Raw genomic sequence first — 23,326 nt, 5'->3', positions numbered from 1 at the left:
TATCAGATTCCCTCTTTCAATCCTGTCACTTTATGGACGATTATCTTATCGCTTTTTCCTTTAACAGCCACAGGGGCCATAGTCTCGACTTCCACCAGATGACCGACTTTCTGAAACAGCTCATCGCTGATGAGCAGGTCGGTTTCGAAATCGCGGGTCAGCCCCTCTATTCGGGAGCAGACATTCACGGCGTCTCCGATAACAGTATACTCCATTTGCCGGGGCGAACCAATATTGCCGACAAGGACCTTTCCGCTATGGATCCCCATCCCTATTCTGATGGGAGGTTTTCCCTTCTCCGCTCTGTCCCTGTTGAACCGTTCCAGTCTGCTCCGCATATCCAGACAGGCCTTTAAGGCCCGTTCCGACGCGTCTACCATGGCTACGGGAGCGCCGTATATGGCCATGATGGCATCGCCGATATACTTGTTAAGCGTTCCTCCGTATTGGAAGATGATATCAGTCATATCGGTAAAGTATTCGTTGAGCATCTCCACGATTTCGTCGGGAGGCATTTTTTCCGACATGGATGTGAAACCGCAGATATCGGAAAAGAATATGGCGACTTCCCTCAATTCTCCTCCCAGCTCGATAGCATTGCCGCTGTCGAGAATATTGTTAACCACTTCCGCCGAGACATAGCGGGAGAAGGTCCTTCTGACATGGGCTTTCTCCCTTTCGACGATAAGATAATTGTAGAGGACGGCTCCGAGCCATGTGATGAATATGATCAGAAGGGGGTTGAAGATATCCACGATAGTTCCCATCGAGGTGTAGAGAAAAAAGGCCAGGAAACTGAAAAGGACAACCGCCGCAGCAGCGGTGATCAGTCCGGCAAGAGGCCTCAAATGGATAAATGCCAGGGATCCGGCTGCAGAGAGGAGCAGGAGAATCAGCAGATTAACCATTCCGGGGATCTCTCTGAGATAGCGGCCCGTATAGAGGGTATTGACGATGTTGGCGTGAATCTCAATTCCGTACAGGCCGGTGCTGCTTTCGACGGGGGTGAGAGATCTGTCGTGCGATTCCTTGAACCAGGCCCCCACGAGGACTATCCTGTCGCGGAACAATTCAGGATCGGCTGAACCGTCCAGAACCTTGTGAAAGGGAACGGTAGTAAAAGACCCTGCCGGGGCATAGTTTATAAGCAGGGTTCTGTCTACATTGAGAAGCGGGGCAGCCTGAGGATAGAGTTTGAAAGAGAATGCCTCGTGACTTTCACCCAGAGAGCTGTCTGCAGGAAGGACTCTCCTGACAAAATTGTCCCTGTCTATGATCAGGTTGACATAACCGATAGCCTGTGCCCCTTCTGCGAAGAGAGGGAGCGGCCTGTCGAAATAATCTATGACATAACCGCCGCTCTCCCGGACATCCCGTTTTTCAGGAAGGACCACATTGCCGGCATAGTTCAGAGCCGAGGCGAGAGCCCGGTCCTCATCGGCTGTATACCCGCCGTCGCCCAGCATAATATCCAGTCCGATGACCGAGGCTCCGGCATCCTTCAGATTGATTATAGACTCGGCCAGGATCTGCCGGGGCCAGGGCCAGCGAATGTTGATTTTCTCAAAGGACTCGTCATCTATGGTTACGATGGTCAAAGGAGCCGACGCCTCGTTCAATCCTGCCAGAGATGCCCTCAGATCCCGGCTTTTCAGTTCGGATATGCCGGAGAAAGGGAATATAACAACGAGGGCTAAAGAGGCCAGAGCCAGCAGAGGGACGAGAATCCATTTCTGTTTTTTTTTCATAATCCTGCCTCGTAATTGCCATAAAATATAAAAGGAGCCCAGTAGAAAGGACTAGCGAAACGATTGTCCCTGATAAAAGCTCGCTTCATCCGCGAAATGGCCCGGGCGTAGCTTATTTTTTCTTCCGCAACAAGAGAATAGACACCGGTCATGAACTGCATGGTCGACTCATCGGAAACCTGCCAGAGTGAGACTGACAGGGAATTGGCACCCGCCACGAGAAAAGCCTGGGTCAGGCCGACAACGCCTTCGCCCCGGTATATCTTCCCCAGTCCGGTTTCACAGGCCGAGAGATTCACAAAATCGGCGGCGATGTTCAGCCGGGAAATTTCGCTCATGGTCAGATAGCCGTCTTCGCCCCTTCCCGAAGGGGGAAACTGGGAAAGAACGACGGCGGACAATTGGGGCACTTCGGGAACGACGATGCCGTGGGTTGCGAAATGGAGAGCCTTATAAGATGCCAGTTCGCCCGTTGAAGAGAGCGCTTTTATTTTCTCCTCGGACACTTCGGCTCCCGACAGCACTTCGGACCGCTCGACGATATCTGATAGAAGATTGACTTCCTGCAGCGTCCCGGGAAGATTGATCCAGGCGCCGTAACCCATGGAATTATAAATTCCCCGGGTGCCCTCTCCGCTGCGGATCATTTCAGAGACATTGAGCCTGATCCCCGAAAAATCAATTTCATCATCAGCAGGTGGAGGTGAATCTGAATTATAAACAGCCCCGCCCATGGCAAGCAGCGGTTTTCTTTCCTCTCCGTAAATCCGGTCATGAACCAGCTGCTCTATGATGAGAGACTGTGCGTAAGTGATATCGTATTTTTCCACGAGATAAGTGCCCTCTTCATCGATGAGGGCTTCGAAAGGAATGGTTCCCAGAAGTCCGTCGGGCACGATGATGAGGTGGTCGATCCCGGCCAAAGCTTCACCGTATACGCCGAAGAGGCGGCTGTTGAGGTAAGTTCCGATTTCCTTCACAGCGCTGTCAGTTGACCGGGTCTGAACAGGTCTGGCCAGCAGCAGTCTGTACAGTTTCAGTACGCTTTCGAAGCGGTCGGCTTCGGGATCATCGATATAGCGCTGAATCAGGTTACCGTATGCGGAATAGAATCGGTCCAGAAAATCCACATCGATGGAAACAAGGGTTGATGTAATTCTCTCTTTTTCCACCAAAATGGTCTGTAGGAGATTTTCATCGACGATAGAGAGGGTCAGCAGTCCCGAGCGCTTATCGAGGCCGTTGAGAAAAGACTGGAGGATATCGGCGCTGAATGAGATCTCACCGTTCAGGACATCCAGCTGCTCCAGCAGGTATTTCCCCCTGGATAGTTCCTGAAAATAGAGAGACATGATCCAGTCCTCCAGAAAAAAATAGGTGACCGACAGATCCCGGTAGGAATTGACCTGCAATTCCAGATATTCTCTTCGAACCTCGTCCCGGGCGGTCAGGCGGAGCTCTTCAAAAATCTTCACAGCCTCACTCAAATAAACAGCCGCGTTGGCATAATCGCCGAGATTAAAAAAGGAAGCCCATATGTTTCTCAGAGCAGAGGCTTCCTCCCTTCTCTCTCCGGTGTTTCTCCAGTACTCGAGGCATTCGAAGAAAATCTTTCTCGCAGCGACCTCATCACCTTCCGCAAGAGTTAACACCGCGAGATTATTTTTGCGGATGACGATACCTCTGAGGTTTCTGTTTTTACTATCGATCCGCAGCGCTCTTTCATAGCTCGACCGGGCTTCATCCAGGCGGCCCGATTCCCGGAAAGCTTCTCCCAGATTGCTTAGATTAATGGCTTCGCCTTGCTCATCGCCGTTCCGCCGACTGAGGTCCAGGGCTTTCTCATAAAAGGGTATGGCCTCTTCCGGATTGCCGTCGAGACGGATCGCCTGGCCTATATTGTTGTACACCGAAGCCAACCCCTCTATGTCGTCGAGCTCCTGAAAAAGGATTTCGGCTTTCCCGTAATACTCTTGGCTCTTTTCAAACCAGCCCCAGGCCCGGTAAAGCTCACCCAGGCTATTGAGAATGTTCGCTTCGATTTCCCTTACGCCCTGCTTTTCAGCGAGGTGAAGCGCCTGAAGATAGAAGTCCAGAGCCCGGTCATACTCGGACAGAGCGAATTTCGCCTGGGCAATATTATGGAGATGAATCGCTTCATCGGAGGGGAGATCCAACCGGCGGGAGATATGCCGCGCAGTGCTGTAAGACTCTATAGCCTCCCGGTATTCCCCCAGAGCGTAATGGTAAGTTCCTATATTATTGTTGAGATGCATCAGCTCGGCCAAACTGTTCTCCCTCTCATATAAAGTGAGAAGAGGCTTCAGCGATTCTATGATTTTTGCATAATCGGTATTTTCCGAATAAATATAGTTGAGATGCCCCGCGAGCTCTTCCGCATCGCCCCGGTTCCCTTCTTCGATACTGAGTGCCAGGCTCTCGCGGAACAGCTGATCGGCTTTGTTCATATTGCCTGTGTTTTCAAAAGACATTCCCAGATTGAGAAGAAGAACCGAAAGATCGGTCAGATTTTCTGCTTTCCTGTAAAGGGAAACCGCTTCCTGAAAAAGGGGAATGGCTTTCTGATAATCGCCGTTGCTGTAGAAAATCAAACCCTGATCGTTGAGAAGAGAAGCGAGCTTTTCTTCATCTCGATTACGGCGGTAGAGATCGATCAGCTTGTCATTGGTTTTCTTCAGAAGGTCTTTCCTCCCGGCTTCGCCGTAAATCCAGGCCAGGCTTTCATAGGCGGGAATGATAAGATCCTGACGCCCCAGGGATCGCGCGGCGCCGAGAGAGTCTTCATAATAGGCAATGGCGAGATCGTACTCTCCCGTTCCGGCATAGAGAAAACCGAAATAGGCGAGAACCCGGCACCGGTCCTCCTGATTTGCCAGCTCTTCAGCCATTGACAGGGCTTTCCGGAAGAAATCCAGAGCCTTTTCCGGCTCATTTCTGTCCATGGAGACTTTGCCCGCCCAGGCCAGGTACTGGGTCAGCTCGGCCGATGAACCAAAGGACTCCTGAAGAGAAACAGCGATCCCGTAATCCTCCTGCGCTCCCGAAAGGTCGAGTAGATAATATCGACAATTTCCCCGCATGGCATAAAGCCAGGCTTTCTCAGTCTCTGCGCGGTTTTCGGGGGAACGGGACAGAGCCTCGTCAAATACAGGAAGGGCTTCTTCGTATTCTTCTGCCAGAACTTTGGCGTATCCGCCGTATTCAAAAGATCCGCGGGCTTCGGTCGTCATCCCCATTTCTCTTTGCCGGTCAGCGGCTTTAAGAAACAAGTCTCCCGCATCGGAATAGTCTGTGGTGTACATTTTAAGATTGGCCAGAGCCGTCAGGATATTAGCCTGAAAAGAGAGGTCGTTCCGTTTTTCAGCCAGCTCCAGAGACAGAAGATAGTGATTTTCCGCTGTGGTGAACTCCGAGAGATAATAGGCCGAAGCGCCGGCCCAGAGATGGGCATTCATCAGCGATTCTTCGCCATTGGATCCTGCATTGGCGAAAACTTCGATGCTGCCGGACAATTGGCTGTAAGCATCGGCATATCGGCCCTTCCCGTATAAACCGGTCCCTCTGTTGAAAAGTGCACGTCCCTCTTCCATCTTGTCGGCGAAGAGGGGATGGAGGAGAAGAAATCCGGTCAGTATGAATAAAATCCTGCGGTTCACCTTTTCAGCTTAGACTCAGGGGCAAGAGGTGTCAACGGGGAAGGAAGATCCGATGGCCCGGTCCGATCAGGAAGCGGGGATCACAGAAGGCAGATTCAAAGTAAAGACGGTGCCTTTTCCCACAGAACTTTCCACAAGGATTTCCCCGCTGTGATCCTTCACGATTCCATAAATGGCCGAAAGCCCGAGTCCCACACCTCTCCCCTGCTCTTTCGTTGTAAAAAAAGGATCGAAAATCCTGCTGAGATTCGCCGCCGGAATGCCCCTTCCACTGTCGACGATGCGGATTCTGCAGAAAAGTCCGGGTTTCAGATCAAAGGAACTGGCAGCGCAGTACGAATCGTCCAGAGCCGTATTTTCAAGAGTGAGTCTTATTTCACCCCCTCTATCGATGGCATCGCAGGCATTGATGCAGAGATTGATGATGGCGCTCTCAATATCTGTATGATCCCCTCTGACGGAACAATGGTCGGCTGTTACGGATAGAGAGATATTTTTGGTAATCGTGCCGGTAAGCAATTCAACCGTATCGCTCAGAATCTCTTTGAGATTGATATCGGCTTCCGGAATGTCCCCTTTCTGTCCGAAGACTAAAAGCTTCTCAACCAGCTCCCCCGCTTTCCGCGACGACTCAAGGATCATACCGGTGTATTTCATCCCCTTTTCATCGAGGTTCCGATTGGGTGACTGGAGCAGCTGCGCCGCATTAACGATTCCGCACAGGCTGTTATTGAAATGGTGGGCGATGCCCGAAGCCAGCTGGCCGACCGATTCCATTTTCCTCCTATGGAGCAACTTTTCCTCCATCCTCTTCCGCTCTGTTATATCATCATATATCGAAACGATTTCGCCGGTGGGGAGTTTGTAGATGTAATAATCCCGCCATCCGCTTTTCCTGCCATCGCTGTACTCTACTTCGGGACAGCGCTCCGCCTTACCGCTTTTCCAGACCTTCTTGAAAAGGGGAAATATTTCAAGGGATTTCAGGTCGGGCAGGACTTCGCTGACCCTCCTGCCGGACAGATCGTTTCTGGATAGCTTGTCGCTTTCCTCGGCCGAACGGTTGATATCGACGAAAACAAAATCATCACCCTCATCGACAGCCTGGAATACCATAACTCCGCTGCTCATATTGGAGAACAGTTCGCGAAACATAGCTTCGCTTTTATGGAGTTCCTGTTCCGCCTGTCTCTTCTGAATGGCGATCGAAGCCTGTTTAATAAACGTTTCGATCAGCTCCTGATTGCGAAGGGGTTCTTCATTTCTGTTGAAAATAATGGCCGTTCCGAAAAATTGATTCTGCTTCGCCATATCGATGAGAAATATGCTTCGTATGCCCAGAAGCTTTTCTATGGAAGCACAGACGAAATGGGGAATTGTTTTCAGAGCCAGGCCGTAAAGGCCCTCTTCGAAAAGATGGAGCTTCCCGTCGGCGTAATAGGGGGTTGTATCGTCAATACCGATGGTCATACCGACCGGATTGCGGCCCATTATGGCGATGAGTTTTTCCAGAAAGCCTCCCAGGCCCAGAACGGCTTCAACAGTAGCTTCCATTTTCCGGGAATCGACCGAATTCAGAATAATATAGGCGCTGTTGCCCAGAAAATCGAGAAGCTGATTTCCGATATACTCATAAATATTGTCATTCCGGGAAAACTCGATAAAGTCCAGAGCCGTATGAGAAAGCAGTTCCAGCATTTTGCGGTTTTCAGAATGATTCTCTTCTTTTTCTGTCATGAATGTAGATAATTGTAATATCTCATTGGCAATTATTAAAGAAAAAGAAAAACTGTTCAGCCTTTAAATGAAGGAAGAAACTGATTCTTCAGCTTTATATCCTCCAGATTCTCCATCAGCATGGATGTGGTATCCCACCTTCCTTCGACCAGAGCAATGCGGTAGTTTTCCGGCAGATCGAAGGCGTAGAACCGATTCCCGGCATGGAGTTTTTTGGAATTCAGATTGACACGGAATTCCACCAGGGGATCATCTTCAGCCATTTTCATGAGTTCTCCAGCGCTCGCCTCATCGACGATGAGAGCGGGTATTCCGAGACTGCTGCAGTTATTGGCAAAGATCTCAGCATAGGACCGGGCAATGATACATCTGACCCCCATCCCCTTCAAAGCCCAGGGAGCGTGCTCCCGGCTGGACCCGCAACCGAAATTCCGGCCGGAAACCAGAATGGAATGTCCCTGATAATCGGGAGAATTGAGGATGTGTCTCTTCTCCTCTCCATTCTCTTCATATTTCACGTCATAGAAGGCGAACTGCCCCAACCCGTCGAAAGTGAGACATTTCATAAATCGTGCGGGAATGATCCTGTCCGTATCGATATCATCGCCCCTGAGGGGAATCGCCTTACCTGTAATCTCTATAATTCTCTCATTCATAACATTTCCCTCACATCGGATATAACTCCGTTAACCGCTGCGGCAGCGACCATGGCAGGACTCATAAGCACAGTCCGGCCGGTTGGCGATCCCTGCCGCCCGATAAAGTTTCTGTTTGAGGAGCTGGCGCATAACTCCCGTTTCTCCAGTTTATCGGGGTTCATGGCCAGACACATGGAACAGCCCGGTTCCCGCCATTGAAATCCCGCTTCTTTGAAAATGGTGTGGAGCCCTTCCCTCTCAGCCTGGTCGGCTACACTTCTCGATCCCGGAACAACCAGCGCCCGTACACCGGATCTGACTTTTTTTCCCTTAACCACTTCGGCGGCGATTCTCAGATCGCTGATCCTTCCGTTTGTACAGGAGCCTATAAAAGCCACATCGATTTCAGTTCCCTTGAGAACCTGACCGCGGTCAAAGCCCATAAAAGAACAGGCCTGCTCATCGGCGTCTTCGGGAATCTGATCTCCGACACCCAGTGCCTGGCCGGGATTGATCCCCCATGTCACCATTGGCTCCAGAGATGAGACATCGAGATTGTAGACATCGTCATATTCAGCATCTTTTCCGGAGGCGAGAGACTTCCATCGCTCAACGGCAGTTTCATAATCTTCCGGAGCGTATTTCCGCCCTTTCAGATATTCATATGTTTTGTTATCGGGATTGACGTAACCGACGCGGGCGCCCCCCTCGATCGTCATATTGCAGATGGTCATCCGCTCTTCCATCGACATGTTATCAATGACCTCTCCGCCGTATTCATAAGCGAATCCGAGACCGCCGTTCACACCCAGATCGGCGATGATTTTCAGAATGATATCCTTGGCGTAAACGCCTTTTTTCAGAGTTCCGCTGATGTTGATCCGCCTGACTTTCGGTTTAGATAGAGCCATGGTCTGAGTCGCCAGGATATCGCGGATCTGGCTGGTGCCGATTCCGAAGGCAATGGCTCCGAAGGCGCCGTGGGTCGATGTATGGGAATCTCCGCAGGCGATGGTAAGCCCCGGCTGAGTCAGTCCCAGTTCAGGGCCCATGATATGGACGATTCCCTGATGATCGCTGTCCGGTCCGAAGTAGCTGATCCCGTTCTTAGCCGTATTATCTTCCAGAGCGCGGATCATCCCCTCTGCCAGTTCATCGTCAAAAGGCCGTTCTCTCTTGTCTGTAGGGATAATGTGATCCACCGTGCCGAAGGTCCTTTCGGGGTAGAGGACTTTGAGGCCCCGCTCTCCCAGCATTCCGAAAGCCTGGGGAGATGTCACTTCATGAATGAGATGAAGGGAGATGAAAAGCTGGTCCTGTCCGGTGGGCAGGGTTTTGATTTTGTGAATATCCCAGACTTTATTCAGCAGGTTTTGGCTCATGGCGGCACCTCTCTTTCGTTTTATATTTACAAAATATAAAGAATAATAGAGTTAGGTTCCACTAATTATTTTTAAAAAAGCGTAAAATCCGGTTTGTAGACCATGAGAATAAAGACAAAGATCAGAGGAACGACACCGGCCAGGGAAACCCTCAGCCGTTTTTTTAAAAGATCCATAAGCTCTTCGGAGAGGATATCTGATTCCGGGTCGACTTCCGCCAGCAGCTTTTTGATCTTATACTGTCCGGGGATATCGCTGATAATCCAGATAACTCCCGAAAGAACGAAAAGACTGAAGCCGAGAAAAAGCCAGCCCGTATGGAGGAAATCCCCGTAAATCTGAGTCAGAATAATTCCGCTGATGACTGAGAGAATGATAAGCGGAGAGGAGAAACGAGCATCGAGCCAGGCGACGGTGTTGTAGGTATGCAGAATAATCTCTTTCCTATTCGAAGCCAGACTCCGCAGCTCCCACAGTATGCCGATGACCGCATTGGCGAAAAAGAGAGTGACCGTGAGTATGTGGGCGAAAAGGACATGGGGATAGAGGAAGGGCCTGTTGAGGAATTCATCGATCTTGTCGCGGAACAGGATGCTCAGGATAATCATTGCCGCCATAATGGCCAGAAAGACAAAAAGTACCGGTTTTGAATTTGCGTTATTTTTCGGGTTCATATATGACTGTTTTATCCTCGCTCATTATATATCGTGTTGTATTATTGTAATGAAGCCTTGGGAAAATTGAAAGATAATTATTGTTTCGAGAAGATTCTTCATGAAGGAGCCAGATTGTGATTTTATCTGCAGTTAATTCCAGTCACGATGTTTAGAAACTCTTGTTTTGAAGTAGATTGGACAGGGCTTTATCGGAAGCGGATTGCTCAACCGCATATTCGCTGTTATACGTAGAAGCCCGAATAATCCGGTGTAAATGGATCAGACCATTTCTTTAATATATCCCATCTCATCAATGAAATATGCTTTATATGAAATAAATCATGACCTAACCACGAAGAAAGTAAATCACCTAAATGCATTTTATTCCCAAAGTGTTGTGAAAATAAATCTGGGCTTGATAATTCTCTTAACCAATTTATAGAGTTATCTCTTTCCTCTTTGAATTTTTCAATCGAAGAACTCATTTCCCGTTCGTTGTATTTCCTGGAAGTTATCCATTTCATTTCATCAAATGAAGGCCATTCCCTTTCCGGATTAAAAAGAATAAGTTCAAAATTATATCGAAAATCTTCTATTTCAATATCAATAATATGGTTTAAGATTTCAAGCATTGACCATCTATCCTCAGCAGGCTTCCAATGCGCTTGTTCTTCGGTTAAATTCAACATTAGATTCTCAATTATTGTCTTATTTATTTCCAACTGTGCTAATGACTTATCATATTCAATCATAATGTTTCCTTTTAATAGGAATATCCGGGGTTTTACGTATAACATTCCGACAATATGTCAAGTCTAGCACGAAGTGGTATATTTGGCGAAACACGGAATGAAATGGAGCGTATATTTCTCATTAAGTGATGAGTTCGACGATTTTGGATTATATTTTTAGTCCTTATTTCTTGTTATCTTATTTCCTATTAACAAAACTGATGTATAAATGAAGGCAAACATCCCAAAATCAATTGCTAATTTTAGGAAATTGAAATCCTCGGTAAAAATGTTGTAATCAAAATCTATGTAATAGAATATTACTGTTCTAATTATGTAAGCTATTACAAAATAAACAATACCTTTTCCCACTCTCATTTGTACTCCAGAATCATCAAATCATTTATTGAGTAGCTTTTTTTACCATCAATATACATTCTAATAGTATAGTAACTTTTCTCATAATTCAATATTAAACAAATGTAACAACTAAGCCGCCAGCTATAAAGGAATCCGGTTGTTCATCTCTCTCCTTTTGCCCGCACATGACTGTACAGCGCATTCATGATCACCATAACCACGCCCATGCCGATAAAAACGAGCGCCCTCAGAACCGTTGCCGAATTAGTCAGATCGAAGAACACGAGCCTGATCAGCGATCCGGCGATACCCGCCATTGAAATAAAGCGGAAGGTATTTTCCCGTAGTTTAAGACTCAAGAGGAAAATAAGTAGACTTTCCAGAACAAACATCAGCGTAATGATATTCCTGTTGAACCGGAAGAATATATAGAGGGCCACTGCCGCAAAAAAAGGATAGAATAACCAGAGGTTCCTGTTCTTGTGGATGTTATGGGCAAGACGGGAGAGAATTATGAAATTCCCCTCTTCGGCAAACTCATCGAGACGGGCTTTATGCCCGAAGAGAACCAGATAGAGAGTATTCAGGGCTATGACTATGGCTCCGGAAAGCCAGCCACCCCGGTCGAATCCGAGAATGAAACATAGCTGGAAAGAAGCCGCCCAGGAAAGGAAAACGGAATAGAGTCTTATCCGGCTGAGATCAGGTCTCCGGGTCCAGGAGAAAAAGAGAGACAGGACGGCCAGGGCGATCCAGATGACCGGATGCCACTGGGCTTCGACTTCCATTGCAGTCAGGGCTATGGCGACGAGATAGAGCAGCTCCAGAATATGACGGAAGATAAAGCGGAAGAACACATTCTCCCTGGTGAGATCTCCGGCGCTGCGTATAACCCAGTAAAGGATCAGAACGACAGTCTGGATATCGAGCAGCAGGTACATTTTCAGCTCGCGATTTACCGTAAAATGGACAATCAGAAAGAGAATCAGCTCAATAAAGGCGATCCGTTTCTGCGGGATTCCGATAGCCGGGAAAGCCTTTCCCGATTCAAGATTGATAATAGAGAGAACAAAGAGAAGCATGCCGATGAAATAATCCGACCTTTCCTGAAAGAAGAAGAGGCATTGGGCGATAAGAAAGATATTGAGCAGAAATAATCCAAAGGAGCTGCTCCGCTGAAGAGATGCCTTTTCAGCCTGTACTGCGGCAGTTCTGATTCCGCCGGGATTCCAGGGGATGATGATCCGGGAGAAAAAAGCCATAGATATGAGAACGGCTGTCATGGGAATAAAGTAGAGTATTTGCGCCGCGATTCCGCCGGGATAGTCATAAGAAGAGACCAATGTAAAAAGAACCAGAGCGGGTGCGATTATCTTCACGGCAATAGCCAGTGAGGGATTACGGTTTCTGTCCTTGACTGCCAGAAGAGGAATGAGAAGAACAACTGTCAGAAAGGAGTAGGTCCAATCTCCCGCCAGAGCATAGACAGCTGCTGCCTGCAGAGGCATGAAAACAGCGATTGAGCCGGACATTTTTACATCGACTTCTGAAAAATGAGCATTTCTTCGGGAGTACAAAGCGTAAAGAGCTGTTGTGAACAGAAGAACGGCGCTTAAGGTTCCGGCGGCAACCAAGTGTCCGCCGCTCTCGAAGGAGAGAACAAAAGCGGATATCCCGGCAGCTGTTCCAGCTGCAGGAACGAGAAAATAAGCGATCCGGGTCAGCAGGATCTCTTTTTCCATGACGGTGATAACCAGAAACAGGACCGTTTCCAGTAGCACGATAAGGCTGATGTAAAACCAGGTGACACCGTAGGGATACAATGCCGTCAGGGACAGGATCATAAGCAGATTCGCCGCCAGAGCATCGGTTACGAAAAGCCACCGTATTTCGAGTTTTTTCGCTCTCCGGGCAATCAGGTAGGCCATGAAGGCTCCGGCTCCGAGAAGAAGAAATTTCAAAGGGATCAGATTCCGGTAAAGGAATAGGCCGTTGCCGAAAAAGACCCAATTGAGAAAATGGGTCAGAAAAGGAATCAGCTCGAACTTTTTCTGGCTGTAAACGTGCCGGTAGTGAGCCAGCAGACTGAAAAGAAAGACCAGCGTAACCGAGAAGAGAGCCGCCGCTTCGTCGCCGGGGGAAAGCGCGGCACGGCCCGGTCTGCCAAGCTGGAAATGCCAGATCATATGATAGAGAAAAAAGAGGCTGATTATGATAAGGAAATGAATGTCCCATTTTTTCCGGTAAGTCAGATATAGGCCATACAGCACGACGGCCAGAGCCACGAGAAAAGGCAGAAGAGCGGCGGGGGCGATGGAGATGGCCAGAAGACTCAGAAAAACATGGACAGAGGCTATTACCTGACGGCCGGAGGCATGTCCGAAGGCGATATTGGCCGCGACGCCCAGCATAAGAAGAATCAGCCCCGCGATTGGATTATCGATCCATTTGAAGCCGGGGATTCCCGACGAGCCGATACAGGCGAAAAGCAGAATAGCTCCCGAAGCGGAGCGAAGCCAGAGCGCCAGGTTCAGAAGTTTGAATCTATGTTCCAGCAGATAGGAGCCCCCGGCGATCAGCGCCACCGAGCAGAGGAAAAGGAGAAATCGTCCGAACTCCGATAAATTAATGGCCACATAGGTTCCCAGAAACCCGAATCCCAGAACCAGAATGACCGTTCCGAGAATTCCGATCCAGTTTTTAAGAAGAAGATCGGCCAGGACTCTTATTCCCGACGGTTCGGGGACAATGACATCCTCCGGGCGACCGGGCGCCGCTTCTTCATCGGCAGCGGCGATTTCCGGTTCCGCCGGAATTTCAACCTGATCATCGATGCTGACGGGTTCTTCTTCCGCCGTAGATGTTCCGGAATCATTTTCCCGGTAATGACCTTCTACAAAATCGATAAGATCTTTTAACCGGTGTCTCAGATGATCCTGATCACTTCTGAGATCCGAAATTTTCCGGTTCTGTCCGATAACAACAAAAATGAGAATTGCGACGGCTATGAGACTGATTAATTCCATATCCCCATAGTAGCATAGTTATTTGTTCTGCGCTAAGATCATGGCCATGACCGGAAACGATCTGGATATTCTCTACAGAGATGAACACATTGCCATTGTAAACAAACCCGCCGGCCTGCTGACCCATCAGACGAAGATGGCCTCGGACAGGGATTCCGTTGTAGACAGACTCCGGAGCCGATTTCCTTCTCCCCCTTCTCCTGTCCACCGGCTCGACCGGGCGACATCGGGACTTCTCATATGCGCTTTCGACAGTCTGACAGCCAGGCTTCTCGGGGAATCTTTTATCAGAAATGAAATTGAAAAGGAATACACTGCTGTCGTCAGAGGCTACGCCGCAATAGAAGGAACCATAGACCGTCCGCTGAGCAAGGATGGTGAGGGGGAGCTGCAGACCGCACTGACCCGCTTTACCCTGATGGGCACCATGGAAATACCGGTGGCCAATAACAGGTACGCCACTTCGCGTTACTCCCTGATCAGGGTCAAACCGGAAACGGGCCGATTTCATCAGATCCGCCGGCATTTGGCCGGAGCAGGACATCCGGTCATCGGAGATACGAGCCACGGCGATTTGCGGCACAACAGGATTCTGGAGAATTACTGGGGCAATGAAAGGCTGTTATTGCATTGCGGAAAACTGACTTTTGACCATCCCCGGTCAGAAGAAAGGCTGACATTTGTTATTTCCGAACCCGAAGATATGGCCGGCGTGACAGATAGATTTCTGATCATGGGCCAGGCTATAGACGACCGGCCAGATTCATCGAATATATGAATGAAACCGTACTCCCTCAGAGCTCATACAGATTGGCAGAGTATTAATCAGGATCAGATCTTCAGCCCGACCTTTTTCCTGAAAGCGCTGACTTTCTCCTTGCTGACCTGAATTCTTCCGGAAATTCCGAAGTCCAGAGCGAGGCGCCCCTGCCCCCAGGGGAGGATTTCCCGGATGTTTTTCAGATTGGCAATGGCATTTCTGTGGATTCGGTAATACAGAGCGGGGGGGAGTCTCTTCTCGAGCTGATTGAGGGAGGAATCAACAAGATACCGCTCTCCCCTGCTGTGGAGAAAGAGCAGTCCGCCATCCATTTTAAAGTAATCGATTTCTTTCACGTCAAAGACCCGGTAGGTGTTGCCTTTCCGCACGCTGATATTTTCGAGCAGATCACTCCCGTCCTGCCGGGAGTCGAGCAACCGGGACACTTTGCTCTCCCAGTAATCATTATCTTTGATAGAGGCCAGAACGCGGTTGATCGCATCGAAAAAGCGCTTTTTCGTATAGGGTTTCAGAAGATAATCGACCGCGTTCACTTCAAAAGCGTTAATGGCGTATTCGTCGTAAGCGCTGATGAAAATCACCGCAGGATGATAGGAGCATTTGCCCAGCATGCCGAATCCGTCGAGCTGGGGCATCTGAATATCGAGAATCAGGAGATCGGGCTTGACCTCCTCAAAAAGTTTCAGAGCTTCTTCGCCGTTTTCCGCTTCTCCGGCTATGGTGATCTTATCAATATCCTTGAGAAAGAAACGAACCCGGTCTCTTGCCGGTTTTTCATCATCAACAATAATGGCTTTAATTAAACTCACTGGCTGTCTCCGGAATCTTTAATATGACTTTCAATCCTCCGGGATTGTTCTGAACGAACTGAACCGGCTGGTTGTAAAGAGTCATCATTCTCTGATTGACGTTTCGGATCCCCGTTCCCTGCTGTTCCAGAAGGATATGGGGATTGACAGCCTGGGTTCCGCGGTCGGAAATAGTAATAATAAGAAAATTCCCCTCTTTGACAATCTCAAAATCGATATGGATTTTTCCCCCTTCATCGGATCCGTACTTCACGGCATTTTCCACTATGGGCTGAAGAAGCATAGGGGGGATAGTGTTGTAAAGAAGTTCTTTATCGATGTGGTACTCGACCTCGAGATTATCTCCGTAGCGCATTTTCTCAATATCCATAAACTGCTTGATTATATTCAGCTCTTCCGAAAGAAGCACGGTGATCCGGCGGGTCGAAACAAGGGAGTAACGGAACAGATCGGCCAGTTTTTCAATCATGATAACAGCTTTGTCGCTGTTGCTTTCGATCAGATGGGCAATACCGTTTAAGGTGTTGAAGAGAAAATGGGGGTTGATTTGAGCGCGCAATGCCATCAGTTCCGATTCGACAGCCTGGGCTCTCAGAGTTTCTCTCTCCCGCTCCATTCTCATCTTCAGGGTCTCATTGGTAATGAACAGCATAAACTGTTCGCCGACACTCTGGTCTTCCGGCATCTTACGGGAAAGGAGCTTGACGGGAATGGGCTCGCCGTTAATATCCTTCAGATCGATGTAGAGGATATTCTCGCTGCTGCTGTCGAACAGTTCATCGGGTAGATCATCGGTATAAAAGAAAAGGCTCAGATTCATCTTTTCATTGCTCAGATCGGTTTCGCCCTTCAGACCTACCAGCTGGAGGAATTTGCTGTTTCCCTCCAGAACCTCCCCTTTCCTGTTAATAACGATAATGCTCTCCTCTACGGCTTCGAAGATATTTTTCAGCGTTGTGATCTTCTCGTCAATAACTTTGGACATGACATTGAAGTTGGAAGCGAGAATATCCTTTTCGGATTTGATCCTGATTCTGGCTCCGTAGTTTCCCTTTTTGATCCACTGGCTGGTTTCCGCCAGCTCCATCAGATAGAGATTGATGTCTTTCAGCGCCCTTCCCACCACACCGTGCTCCTGAAGATCCAGAATGGGAGAATCGAGTTCTCCCATGGCCAGGCGCCCAGCCTGCACCGAAAGATCGGTATAATGGGAGATAAGGTTACCCACCGACTCCCCGAGCAGATTCAGCTCATCCAGATCGGGAGAATGCTTCAGCTTGAGGGTTTTGCCGACGAAGGAAGAGAGTTTATAACTGAGATCCATAATGGGCTGGGATATGGAATTGGAAAAGCGGAAGGAATAGTAAAGTGCGATTCCTATGAAGAGAATGAACAGACTTAAGGAAACAAGGATTTCCACATTGCGGAGAGTTGAAGTCAGAACATCGACCTCTCCGATAATCACATCGAAAAGCTTATTGACCGTCTCGCTGTATATGGGAAAGAACTCTATGCTGTCGATGACGTTCCTCAGAATGTAAGCGTCTTTGTTGTCGGCGGCATCGGAGCTGTAATACAACTCCGTCCAGAGGTGATTGATTCTCTGAAGTCCGGGTTTCCTCTCAAGCTGAAGAACCACCCTTTCAAAATCGGGGCTTTCGATGGCAGAAAGGACCTCGAGAACTCCCTCCCGGGCGACTATCCACGTATTGTACAGATCTTTCATTCTTCTGTTCAGAGTTTTATTGAGATCGATTATGTTCTTCCGGGGCCTGTTATCCAGTTCCCGGAAATAATGGTCCAGACTCTGATACTGCTCTTTGAACTGAAAATAGGTTTCGCCGTCCGACCAGTTGTACTGCAATTCATTCATGGAGATGAGAATATCGTTCCAGATCTGCTTGGACCGGGATAGGGCGAGGACATCGTCTTCCATTCGCCTTTGAAAGACTCCCAGTGTAAACAGAAGCAGAGAATAGAACATTAAGAAACTGACTAGGACCACATAGGACAGGAATATCTTCTTTCTGATCGTCATGGTTCATTTTCCAGCAGAGAATTGGTTTCGGCTTCCGCGGCATGGCAGGCAGAAGCCACGTAATTGCCCAGTATGGATTCTACGATAGCGCTTCCCACGGCTTCCCGGTAACGGTCGACATCGGCTACGGGAGGATTCCAGTAGGGCGAGGCCAGCGCGTAACTCTCTTTCGACGCCCGGGTCCATTGGGGCGTGCTGTCGTGACTGGTGAACTCATCATTCTCCCAGACGGAACTTCTCGCTGCCGGAATTCCGCCCAGCAAAGCCTGGAGAGAGTTGGCTTCGTTTGTCAGCCACTGGATCAGGATCCAGGCGGCTTCCCTGTTCTGAGAACCGCTGTAAACGGACAGCCCCCAGGTGGAAATATGGGGTGTTGTTCCCGCCGGTCCTTCCGGGATAAGAGAGTAACCCACCTTACCGGCAATTTCGGAAGACGAACTGTCTTCGTAGTGGATTTTGAAAACGCTGGCGTCATATATCATGGCGGCCCGTCCCTCCATAAAAATGGAGATGCTTTCATACCATCCGTTGCTCGGAGCGCTTTTTGGACCATAGAGCCGCAAAAGCCTGCCATAATAGGCGGTCGCCAGAATGGCCTCCCGGGACCCCATACCCGAGCGATCCCCTTCCAGCCAGTCGCCGCCGAACCCCCGGAGGAAGTCGATCCACTGGGAAGTGGCCGAAGCTCTTTTGCCGCGCATGGTTATACCGTAGATTTCACCGTTGGATTCGCTGTATATTTTCCGGGCCGTATTTTCAAGCTCGTCCAGAGTTGAGGGAGGTTCATGTATGCCGTATTTTTCCAGGATTTCTCTGTTGTAGGCCAGAAGCGACGTCTCCATTAAAACGGGGATGGCGTACTGGCTCTCATGGCGCCGTCCCGCTTCGAGAGCAGCGGGAAAGAAGTCATCTTTCCTGAAGTCCGGATTAGTGAGAGTCGGATCATCGATCAAATCATCGAGAGAAGAAATCCATCCCGATCTTTCGTATAGCGTAAGGGAATGGCCGGGCATAATCATAAAGACATCGACATCGGAGACACCGGACACCATCTCGATTTTTCTCTTGGCCCGCAGCTGGTCTTCCGGATAAATGCTGATCTCCACATCGATTCCGGTCAGAGCCTCGAATTCCGGCAGAATCGGTTCGATGATTTCCACCCAGGGGTGGAGATTGAGCATGACATTCAGTTTTGTACCGCTCTGGCTCCTCCAGTTGAATTCCGGGGAGACTTCATCCGATGATGTGCCGCCGGTTTCCCCTCGGACGGAAGTCCGGAAAACAAAAAGGGCACCGAAAAAGAGAACCGGGACAATTATTATCAAAGCCGCTTTTTTCACAATCAACAGCCATACTCCCTATAAGACTTCTTTTTAAATTTTCCGTGCCATTGTCGCCGGGGCAGGACTGCAGGCCAAGCGGATTTTTCACCGGAAAGCCGATCAGCCAGGCAGAAAAATCATCAGAATCAAAATAGGCTGGTCGAACCGGAAAATCCAATTTATCAGATTTTCCGGTATCTTATCTGCCCCTTAATAGAACAAATCGGGAATAAACATAACGAGACCGGGGAATAGTATGAGCACCACGAGCACGATGAGCAATGTGATGAGAAAGGGAATCAGGGATGTTACCAGTTTTTCCAGTTTCACATTAGCTACGCCGGATGCGACATAGAGAACCGTCCCGACGGGCGGTGTGATAAGACCGATTCCCAGGTTGATAGACATAATGACGCCGAAGTAAACGGGGTCGATGCCGACCTGAACCATTACGGGAGTCAGAATGGGGGCCAGTATGAGAATGGCCGGAATGAGATCCATAATGAACCCGATGAGGAAGAGCAGAAGGTTGGCCATAAGCAGGATCACAATCTTCGACTGGGTAAGGCTTGTCAGGAGCCTGGCCAGATCAGTCGGAACATGAGCACGGGTCAGAAGCCAGGCGGAGACCATTGCCATACCGCACAGAAAGAGAACAATAGCTGTTGTCCGGGCCGAAGCCAGAAGGATACCGGGAAGATCTTTGAGCTTGATTTCCTTATAGTAAAAAAGCCCGAGAAACAAAGCTACGACGGCGGAAACAGCACCCGCTTCCGTTGCAGTGAAAACACCACCCAGTATGCCGCCGACAACGATGAAAGGGAGTGTCAGAGCCGGCCAGACTTCTTTCAGAGACGATCCGACTTTACGGAAGGAAAACTTCTGTCCTTCTCCGACAACGCCATACCGGTGTTTCGTACTGGTGATATAGGTCGTGACCATAAGCGCCAGTCCTACGAGTATACCGGGAATTATCCCGCCCAGGAAAAGACGGGCAATGGACGTGCTGGTCACAATTCCGAAGAAAATAAAGGGAATGCTGGGAGGGATAATGATTCCGATGACAGCGGAACTGGCCGTTACGGCAGCAGAATAAGGGGCGGGATATTTCTGCTCGACCATGGGAGGCACCATAAGCCCGCCGATGGCAGCTGTATCGGCAATGGCCGATCCGCTGATTCCGCCGAAAAACATACTGGCCATGATATTGACATGACCCAGTCCTCCGGGAATATGCCCGATCATGGAATCAGCCAGTTTCACCAGCCTTTTGGCAATACCGCCCTGATTCATGACTTCGCCGACAAATATAAAAAAGGGAATAGCGAGAAGCGGGAAGCTGTTCATTCCCGAAATCATCTTGCTGGGAAGCACAGTGAGGGGCAAATCCATAAGAAAAAGCAGAACGACATTGGCCACACCCAGAGAAAACACAACGGGAATCCCGATGAGTACTGAAACAAACAGAACAAGTAAAAATATCCAGAGCATTACAGCGTTACCTCCGATTTTTCAGCAGCATCACCGTTTTTTCCGGAAAAAAGGGCCGCTATCTTCCCTATGGCGAGCAGAGTCATAAGAAGCGCGCAGAAAGGGACTATCATATAAACGGTGGACAGGGTTATGGAAAGGGCCGGAGAGACATTTTTGGCGCTGATCGTAACGATGTAACCGTAATAAGTCATAATAAGCAGAACAAAGAGAACCGCAAGTCGCTGTATAAAAAAGAGCGATTTTCTGACAGCGGAAGACTTTATTTTATCAACAATGAAACTCAATCCCACGTGCTCATCGGACTTGTAGGCCAGAACGGCACCGAGAAAGGAAATCCATATGAATATAAACCTGGAAAGCTCATCGGCCCAGCCGATGGAATTATTCAGGACAAACCGCATAAAGACATTGAATATGACAATGATGAACATGGCGGTGGTAAAGGAAATGAGAACCATATTGAACAGCTTTTCGATTTTAACAAACTGATCTTTAATCTTCATCAGAACTCCAATAAAACCGGTCCGGAATGACCGAACGTCACTCCGGACCGGTTTTCAAATTAAGTAACTTCCCGATCGAATCAGTAGCCTGCGGATTTGATTTCCGCGAGAACGCTGTCGATAAGGTCTTTTCCGATAGCTTTTGAATAGGTATCGTATACGGGCATTACCATGGACTGGAACTCGGCTTTCTGAGCGGGAGTCAGTTCCACGACAGTCATAACCTCTTTGAGTTTTTCTTTGTACTCGCTGTTGTATTTTCTGTTCAGTTCTCTTTCTCTGTCGCGGGAAGCGATGGCCGCATCCTGCACAACTTTCTGAAGATCTTCCGGCAGGTCGTTGAAGAATTTTTCAGCGATCAGCAGAACAAAAGGAGAGTACACATGACCGGTGTCGGTAGCGAATCCCTGTACTTCAAAGAAGTTCTGGAGATAGATTGTTCCCCAGGGGTTTTCCTGTCCGTCGACAACACCCTGCTGCATAGCTGAGAAGAGCTCTCCGAATGCCATGGGAGTCGGGTTGGCGCCGAGAGTCGTCCAGGCATCGAGATGCATGGGGTTTTCCATGGTTCTGACTTTCAGACCGTTAACATCGGCGGGAGTGTAAACCGCCCGTTTGCTGTTAGTCAGGTTTCTGTATCCGTTTTCCCAGAAAGCCAGTCCTTTCAGACCCACAATGGAGAGGCTGTCGAGCAGCTCCTGTCCGATTTTACCGTCGAGAACGGCATCGGCCGCTTCTGCATTGGGAAAAAGGAAGGGGAGATCGAATACACCGAATTCAGGCTGAAAAGATACGATAGGTGCTGTGGAAGGACAGGTAACTTCCTGCTCGCCTCTCTGAAGAGCTTCCATCATTTCTCTGTCATCACCGAGCTGGCTGGAGTGATAAACATCAACTGTAATCCGTCCATTGCTGTTTTTTTCAACCAGTTCCTTGAAGTACATCAGACCTTCGTACTGAGCGGATTTGTCATTCAGACCGATACCCGCAGTAATTTTGTAAGTCTTTTCAGAATCATCCTGTTTCCCTTCGGCGAACAGACCGCTCATTGCGATAGAGATAACCAAGACGCTGACCCATATTTTTTTCATAGGGTTCCTCCTTTTGTAATGACTTCATGCTACAGGAAAAAATACCGGCTCCAAGAGAATTCATGCGAACGGGAAAAATCGGCTGTGAACAGGAATTCCGGCCCGTGAACCGGATTTTTCCCTGCTCTATTGTATGGGGATCTATATACGGAACATGGATTTATATAAGATCCCCCTTTGACATTATCTATTTTATCCCTTTAATCTTCATTGGGAGAAATCTATGGAACATGAAGAAGTTCGGATTCAGCGCCATTCTCTGGAAGACTTTTGCCGGAAAATATTTCAACAGCTGGGAGTTTCGGAAGAGAACGCCGCCACAGCATCTGAAGTCCTGGTCGCCGCAGATGCCTGGGGTATACCATCACATGGGACAGGACGGCTATGGCGTTATGTCAACGGCTTGAAGTCCGGTCAGATGCTGCCCGATGCGCCTTTTGAAATCCTCAGGGAGACCCCTGCTTCTCTGGTAATCAATGCCAATGGCGCCATGGGAGCGCCAGTCAGTGTGAGAGCCATGAATATGATTATCGATAAGGCGAAAACAAACGGTTCGGCTTTTGGATGCGTCCGCGGCTCCAATCACTTCGGTATAGCCGGATATTACGCGAAAATGGCCCTGAATGCCAATATGATCGGCATAGCCATGACGAACACAGCCGCTCTCGGCGTTCCGACTTTCGGCCGTCAGGTCATGTTCGGGACCAACCCGCTGGCCTTTGCCGCTCCAGCCGATAAGGAAGTGGCTTTCCTGTTGGATATGTCGACGACTGTCGTCACCAGAGGCAAAGTGGAAGTGTACGAACGATTGGATAAGGAGCTTCCCGACGGATGGGCTGTCGATAAAACCGGCAGACCGGCAAAAGATGCCCGTTCCATGCTCGATGATATGCAAAACAGAGTCGGCGGAGGGTTACTTCCCCTCGGAGGAATGGGCAAGGCCTTCGGCGGACATAAGGGTTTCGGACTGGCTGTCATGGTGGACATTCTGACCGGCGTCCTGAGCGGCGCTTCATTCGGTCAGGGAGTCTTTGATACGGAAGAGTCCTCCGCCCGGGTCAGTCACTTCTTCGGTGCCATCGATATCAGCCGCTTCAGGGACCCTGATGATTTCCGAAGGGATATGGATGATATGCTCCGGGAAATACGCCGGAGCCCACCGGCCGAAGGAGAAGAGCAGGTCTACTTCGCCGGATTGCCGGAAATGGAGAAGGAACGGGAGAACAACAGGATCGGGGTTCCTCTTTTGAAAAAAACATATGAGGGAATATGCGCCATTGGAAAAGAACAGGGAATACAATGCCCGGAACCGATAAGCATCAGCTGAGATGTG

General features: G+C 49.1%; 16 protein-coding genes. 2 read left to right on the top strand and 14 right to left on the bottom strand.

From position 1 onward, the window contains the following. Positions 1 to 2: 2 nt before the first annotated feature. From HNR50_RS08265 to HNR50_RS08230, 8 genes are all read right to left on the bottom strand, one after another. Positions 3 to 1,748 carry a CHASE2 domain-containing protein gene (locus tag HNR50_RS08265; RefSeq protein ID WP_184745755.1) on the bottom strand — a complete coding sequence of 582 codons (1,746 nt, stop codon included), beginning with the start codon at positions 1,746 to 1,748 and terminating at the stop codon, positions 3 to 5. After that, entirely contained in the window at positions 1,745 to 5,425 is a 3,681-nt protein-coding gene (locus HNR50_RS08260; protein ID WP_184745753.1) for a CHAT domain-containing protein, read from the bottom strand. The genes HNR50_RS08265 and HNR50_RS08260 overlap by 4 nt, the downstream gene beginning before the upstream one ends. 66 nt (positions 5,426 to 5,491) lie before the next feature. After that, entirely contained in the window at positions 5,492 to 7,162 is a 1,671-nt protein-coding gene (locus HNR50_RS08255) for a two-component system sensor histidine kinase NtrB (protein ID WP_184745751.1), read from the bottom strand. Positions 7,163 to 7,218: 56 nt separating this feature from the next. Continuing rightward, entirely contained in the window at positions 7,219 to 7,818 is a 600-nt protein-coding gene (gene leuD / locus HNR50_RS08250; RefSeq protein WP_184745749.1) for a 3-isopropylmalate dehydratase small subunit, read from the bottom strand. Beyond that, on the bottom strand, positions 7,815 to 9,182 hold the full coding sequence (leuC, locus tag HNR50_RS08245; RefSeq protein WP_184745747.1) for a 3-isopropylmalate dehydratase large subunit: 1,368 nt from the start codon (positions 9,180 to 9,182) through the stop codon (positions 7,815 to 7,817). Before leuC ends, leuD begins: the two co-directional genes overlap by 4 nt. Positions 9,183 to 9,253: 71 nt before the next feature. After that, positions 9,254 to 9,856, bottom strand: a complete 603-nt coding sequence (locus HNR50_RS08240) for a DUF2269 family protein (protein ID WP_184745745.1) — start codon at positions 9,854 to 9,856, stop codon at positions 9,254 to 9,256. 224 nt (positions 9,857 to 10,080) lie between these two features. Continuing rightward, entirely contained in the window at positions 10,081 to 10,590 is a 510-nt protein-coding gene (locus HNR50_RS08235; RefSeq protein ID WP_184745743.1) for a DinB family protein, read from the bottom strand. A gap of 500 nt (positions 10,591 to 11,090) precedes the next feature. Continuing rightward, positions 11,091 to 13,955 carry a hypothetical protein gene (locus HNR50_RS08230; RefSeq protein ID WP_184745741.1) on the bottom strand — a complete coding sequence of 955 codons (2,865 nt, stop codon included), beginning with the start codon at positions 13,953 to 13,955 and terminating at the stop codon, positions 11,091 to 11,093. Between the two features lie 22 nt (positions 13,956 to 13,977). On the opposite strand from HNR50_RS08230, the gene HNR50_RS08225 reads away from it, so the two are divergent. Next, complete coding sequence (locus tag HNR50_RS08225; RefSeq protein WP_184745740.1) at positions 13,978 to 14,733, top strand: pseudouridine synthase; 756 nt, start codon at positions 13,978 to 13,980, stop codon at positions 14,731 to 14,733. 53 nt (positions 14,734 to 14,786) lie between these two features. Here the strand turns inward: HNR50_RS08225 and HNR50_RS22710 are convergent, their stop codons facing one another. The 6 genes from HNR50_RS22710 to HNR50_RS08195 all read right to left on the bottom strand — a co-directional run bounded on the left by HNR50_RS22710 (position 14,787) and on the right by HNR50_RS08195 (position 21,993). After that, a complete protein-coding gene (locus tag HNR50_RS22710) occupies positions 14,787 to 15,545 on the bottom strand; it encodes a response regulator (protein ID WP_184745738.1) in 759 nt (252 codons plus the stop codon). Continuing rightward, positions 15,532 to 17,481, bottom strand: a complete 1,950-nt coding sequence (locus tag HNR50_RS08215; protein ID WP_184745736.1) for a sensor histidine kinase — start codon at positions 17,479 to 17,481, stop codon at positions 15,532 to 15,534. Before HNR50_RS08215 ends, HNR50_RS22710 begins: the two co-directional genes overlap by 14 nt. 98 nt (positions 17,482 to 17,579) lie before the next feature. Further along, positions 17,580 to 18,923 (bottom strand): ABC transporter substrate-binding protein, encoded by a 1,344-nt coding sequence (locus HNR50_RS08210; RefSeq protein ID WP_343060158.1) that lies wholly within the window; start codon positions 18,921 to 18,923, stop codon positions 17,580 to 17,582. A gap of 192 nt (positions 18,924 to 19,115) precedes the next feature. Beyond that, complete coding sequence (locus HNR50_RS08205; RefSeq protein WP_184745732.1) at positions 19,116 to 20,396, bottom strand: TRAP transporter large permease; 1,281 nt, start codon at positions 20,394 to 20,396, stop codon at positions 19,116 to 19,118. Further along, entirely contained in the window at positions 20,396 to 20,902 is a 507-nt protein-coding gene (locus HNR50_RS08200; protein WP_184745730.1) for a TRAP transporter small permease, read from the bottom strand. The genes HNR50_RS08205 and HNR50_RS08200 overlap by 1 nt, the downstream gene beginning before the upstream one ends. A gap of 80 nt (positions 20,903 to 20,982) precedes the next feature. Continuing rightward, complete coding sequence (locus tag HNR50_RS08195) at positions 20,983 to 21,993, bottom strand: TRAP transporter substrate-binding protein (protein WP_184745729.1); 1,011 nt, start codon at positions 21,991 to 21,993, stop codon at positions 20,983 to 20,985. Positions 21,994 to 22,216: 223 nt separating this feature from the next. On the opposite strand from HNR50_RS08195, the gene HNR50_RS08190 reads away from it, so the two are divergent. Then, positions 22,217 to 23,320: an Ldh family oxidoreductase gene (locus tag HNR50_RS08190; protein WP_184745727.1), complete on the top strand. Its 1,104-nt coding sequence runs from the start codon at positions 22,217 to 22,219 to the stop codon at positions 23,318 to 23,320. Positions 23,321 to 23,326 lie beyond the last annotated feature (6 nt).

It is taken from the genome of Spirochaeta isovalerica, assembly GCF_014207565.1.
GTDB classification, from domain to species: Bacteria; Spirochaetota; Spirochaetia; order DSM-2461; family DSM-2461; genus Spirochaeta_F; species Spirochaeta_F isovalerica.
This window is presented reverse-complemented; position numbering and strand designations above follow the sequence as displayed.

Bases quoted from the DNA above. Each gene is read 5' to 3' on its own strand.
- HNR50_RS08265 (WP_184745755.1), bottom strand. From the start codon at position 1,748: ATGAAAAAAAAACAGAAATGGATTCTCGTCCCTCTGCTGGCTCTGGCC.
- HNR50_RS08255 (WP_184745751.1), bottom strand. From the start codon at position 7,162: ATGACAGAAAAAGAAGAGAATCATTCTGAAAACCGCAAAATGCTGGAA.
- leuD (WP_184745749.1), bottom strand. From the start codon at position 7,818: ATGAATGAGAGAATTATAGAGATTACAGGTAAGGCGATTCCCCTCAGG.
- leuC (WP_184745747.1), bottom strand. From the start codon at position 9,182: ATGAGCCAAAACCTGCTGAATAAAGTCTGGGATATTCACAAAATCAAA.
- HNR50_RS08240 (WP_184745745.1), bottom strand. From the start codon at position 9,856: ATGAACCCGAAAAATAACGCAAATTCAAAACCGGTACTTTTTGTCTTT.
- HNR50_RS08235 (WP_184745743.1), bottom strand. From the start codon at position 10,590: ATGATTGAATATGATAAGTCATTAGCACAGTTGGAAATAAATAAGACA.
- HNR50_RS08230 (WP_184745741.1), bottom strand. From the start codon at position 13,955: ATGGAATTAATCAGTCTCATAGCCGTCGCAATTCTCATTTTTGTTGTT.
- HNR50_RS08215 (WP_184745736.1), bottom strand. From the start codon at position 17,481: ATGGAAGACGATGTCCTCGCCCTATCCCGGTCCAAGCAGATCTGGAAC.
- HNR50_RS08205 (WP_184745732.1), bottom strand. From the start codon at position 20,396: ATGCTCTGGATATTTTTACTTGTTCTGTTTGTTTCAGTACTCATCGGG.
- HNR50_RS08200 (WP_184745730.1), bottom strand. From the start codon at position 20,902: ATGAAGATTAAAGATCAGTTTGTTAAAATCGAAAAGCTGTTCAATATG.
- HNR50_RS08195 (WP_184745729.1), bottom strand. From the start codon at position 21,993: ATGAAAAAAATATGGGTCAGCGTCTTGGTTATCTCTATCGCAATGAGC.
- HNR50_RS08190 (WP_184745727.1), top strand. From the start codon at position 22,217: ATGGAACATGAAGAAGTTCGGATTCAGCGCCATTCTCTGGAAGACTTT.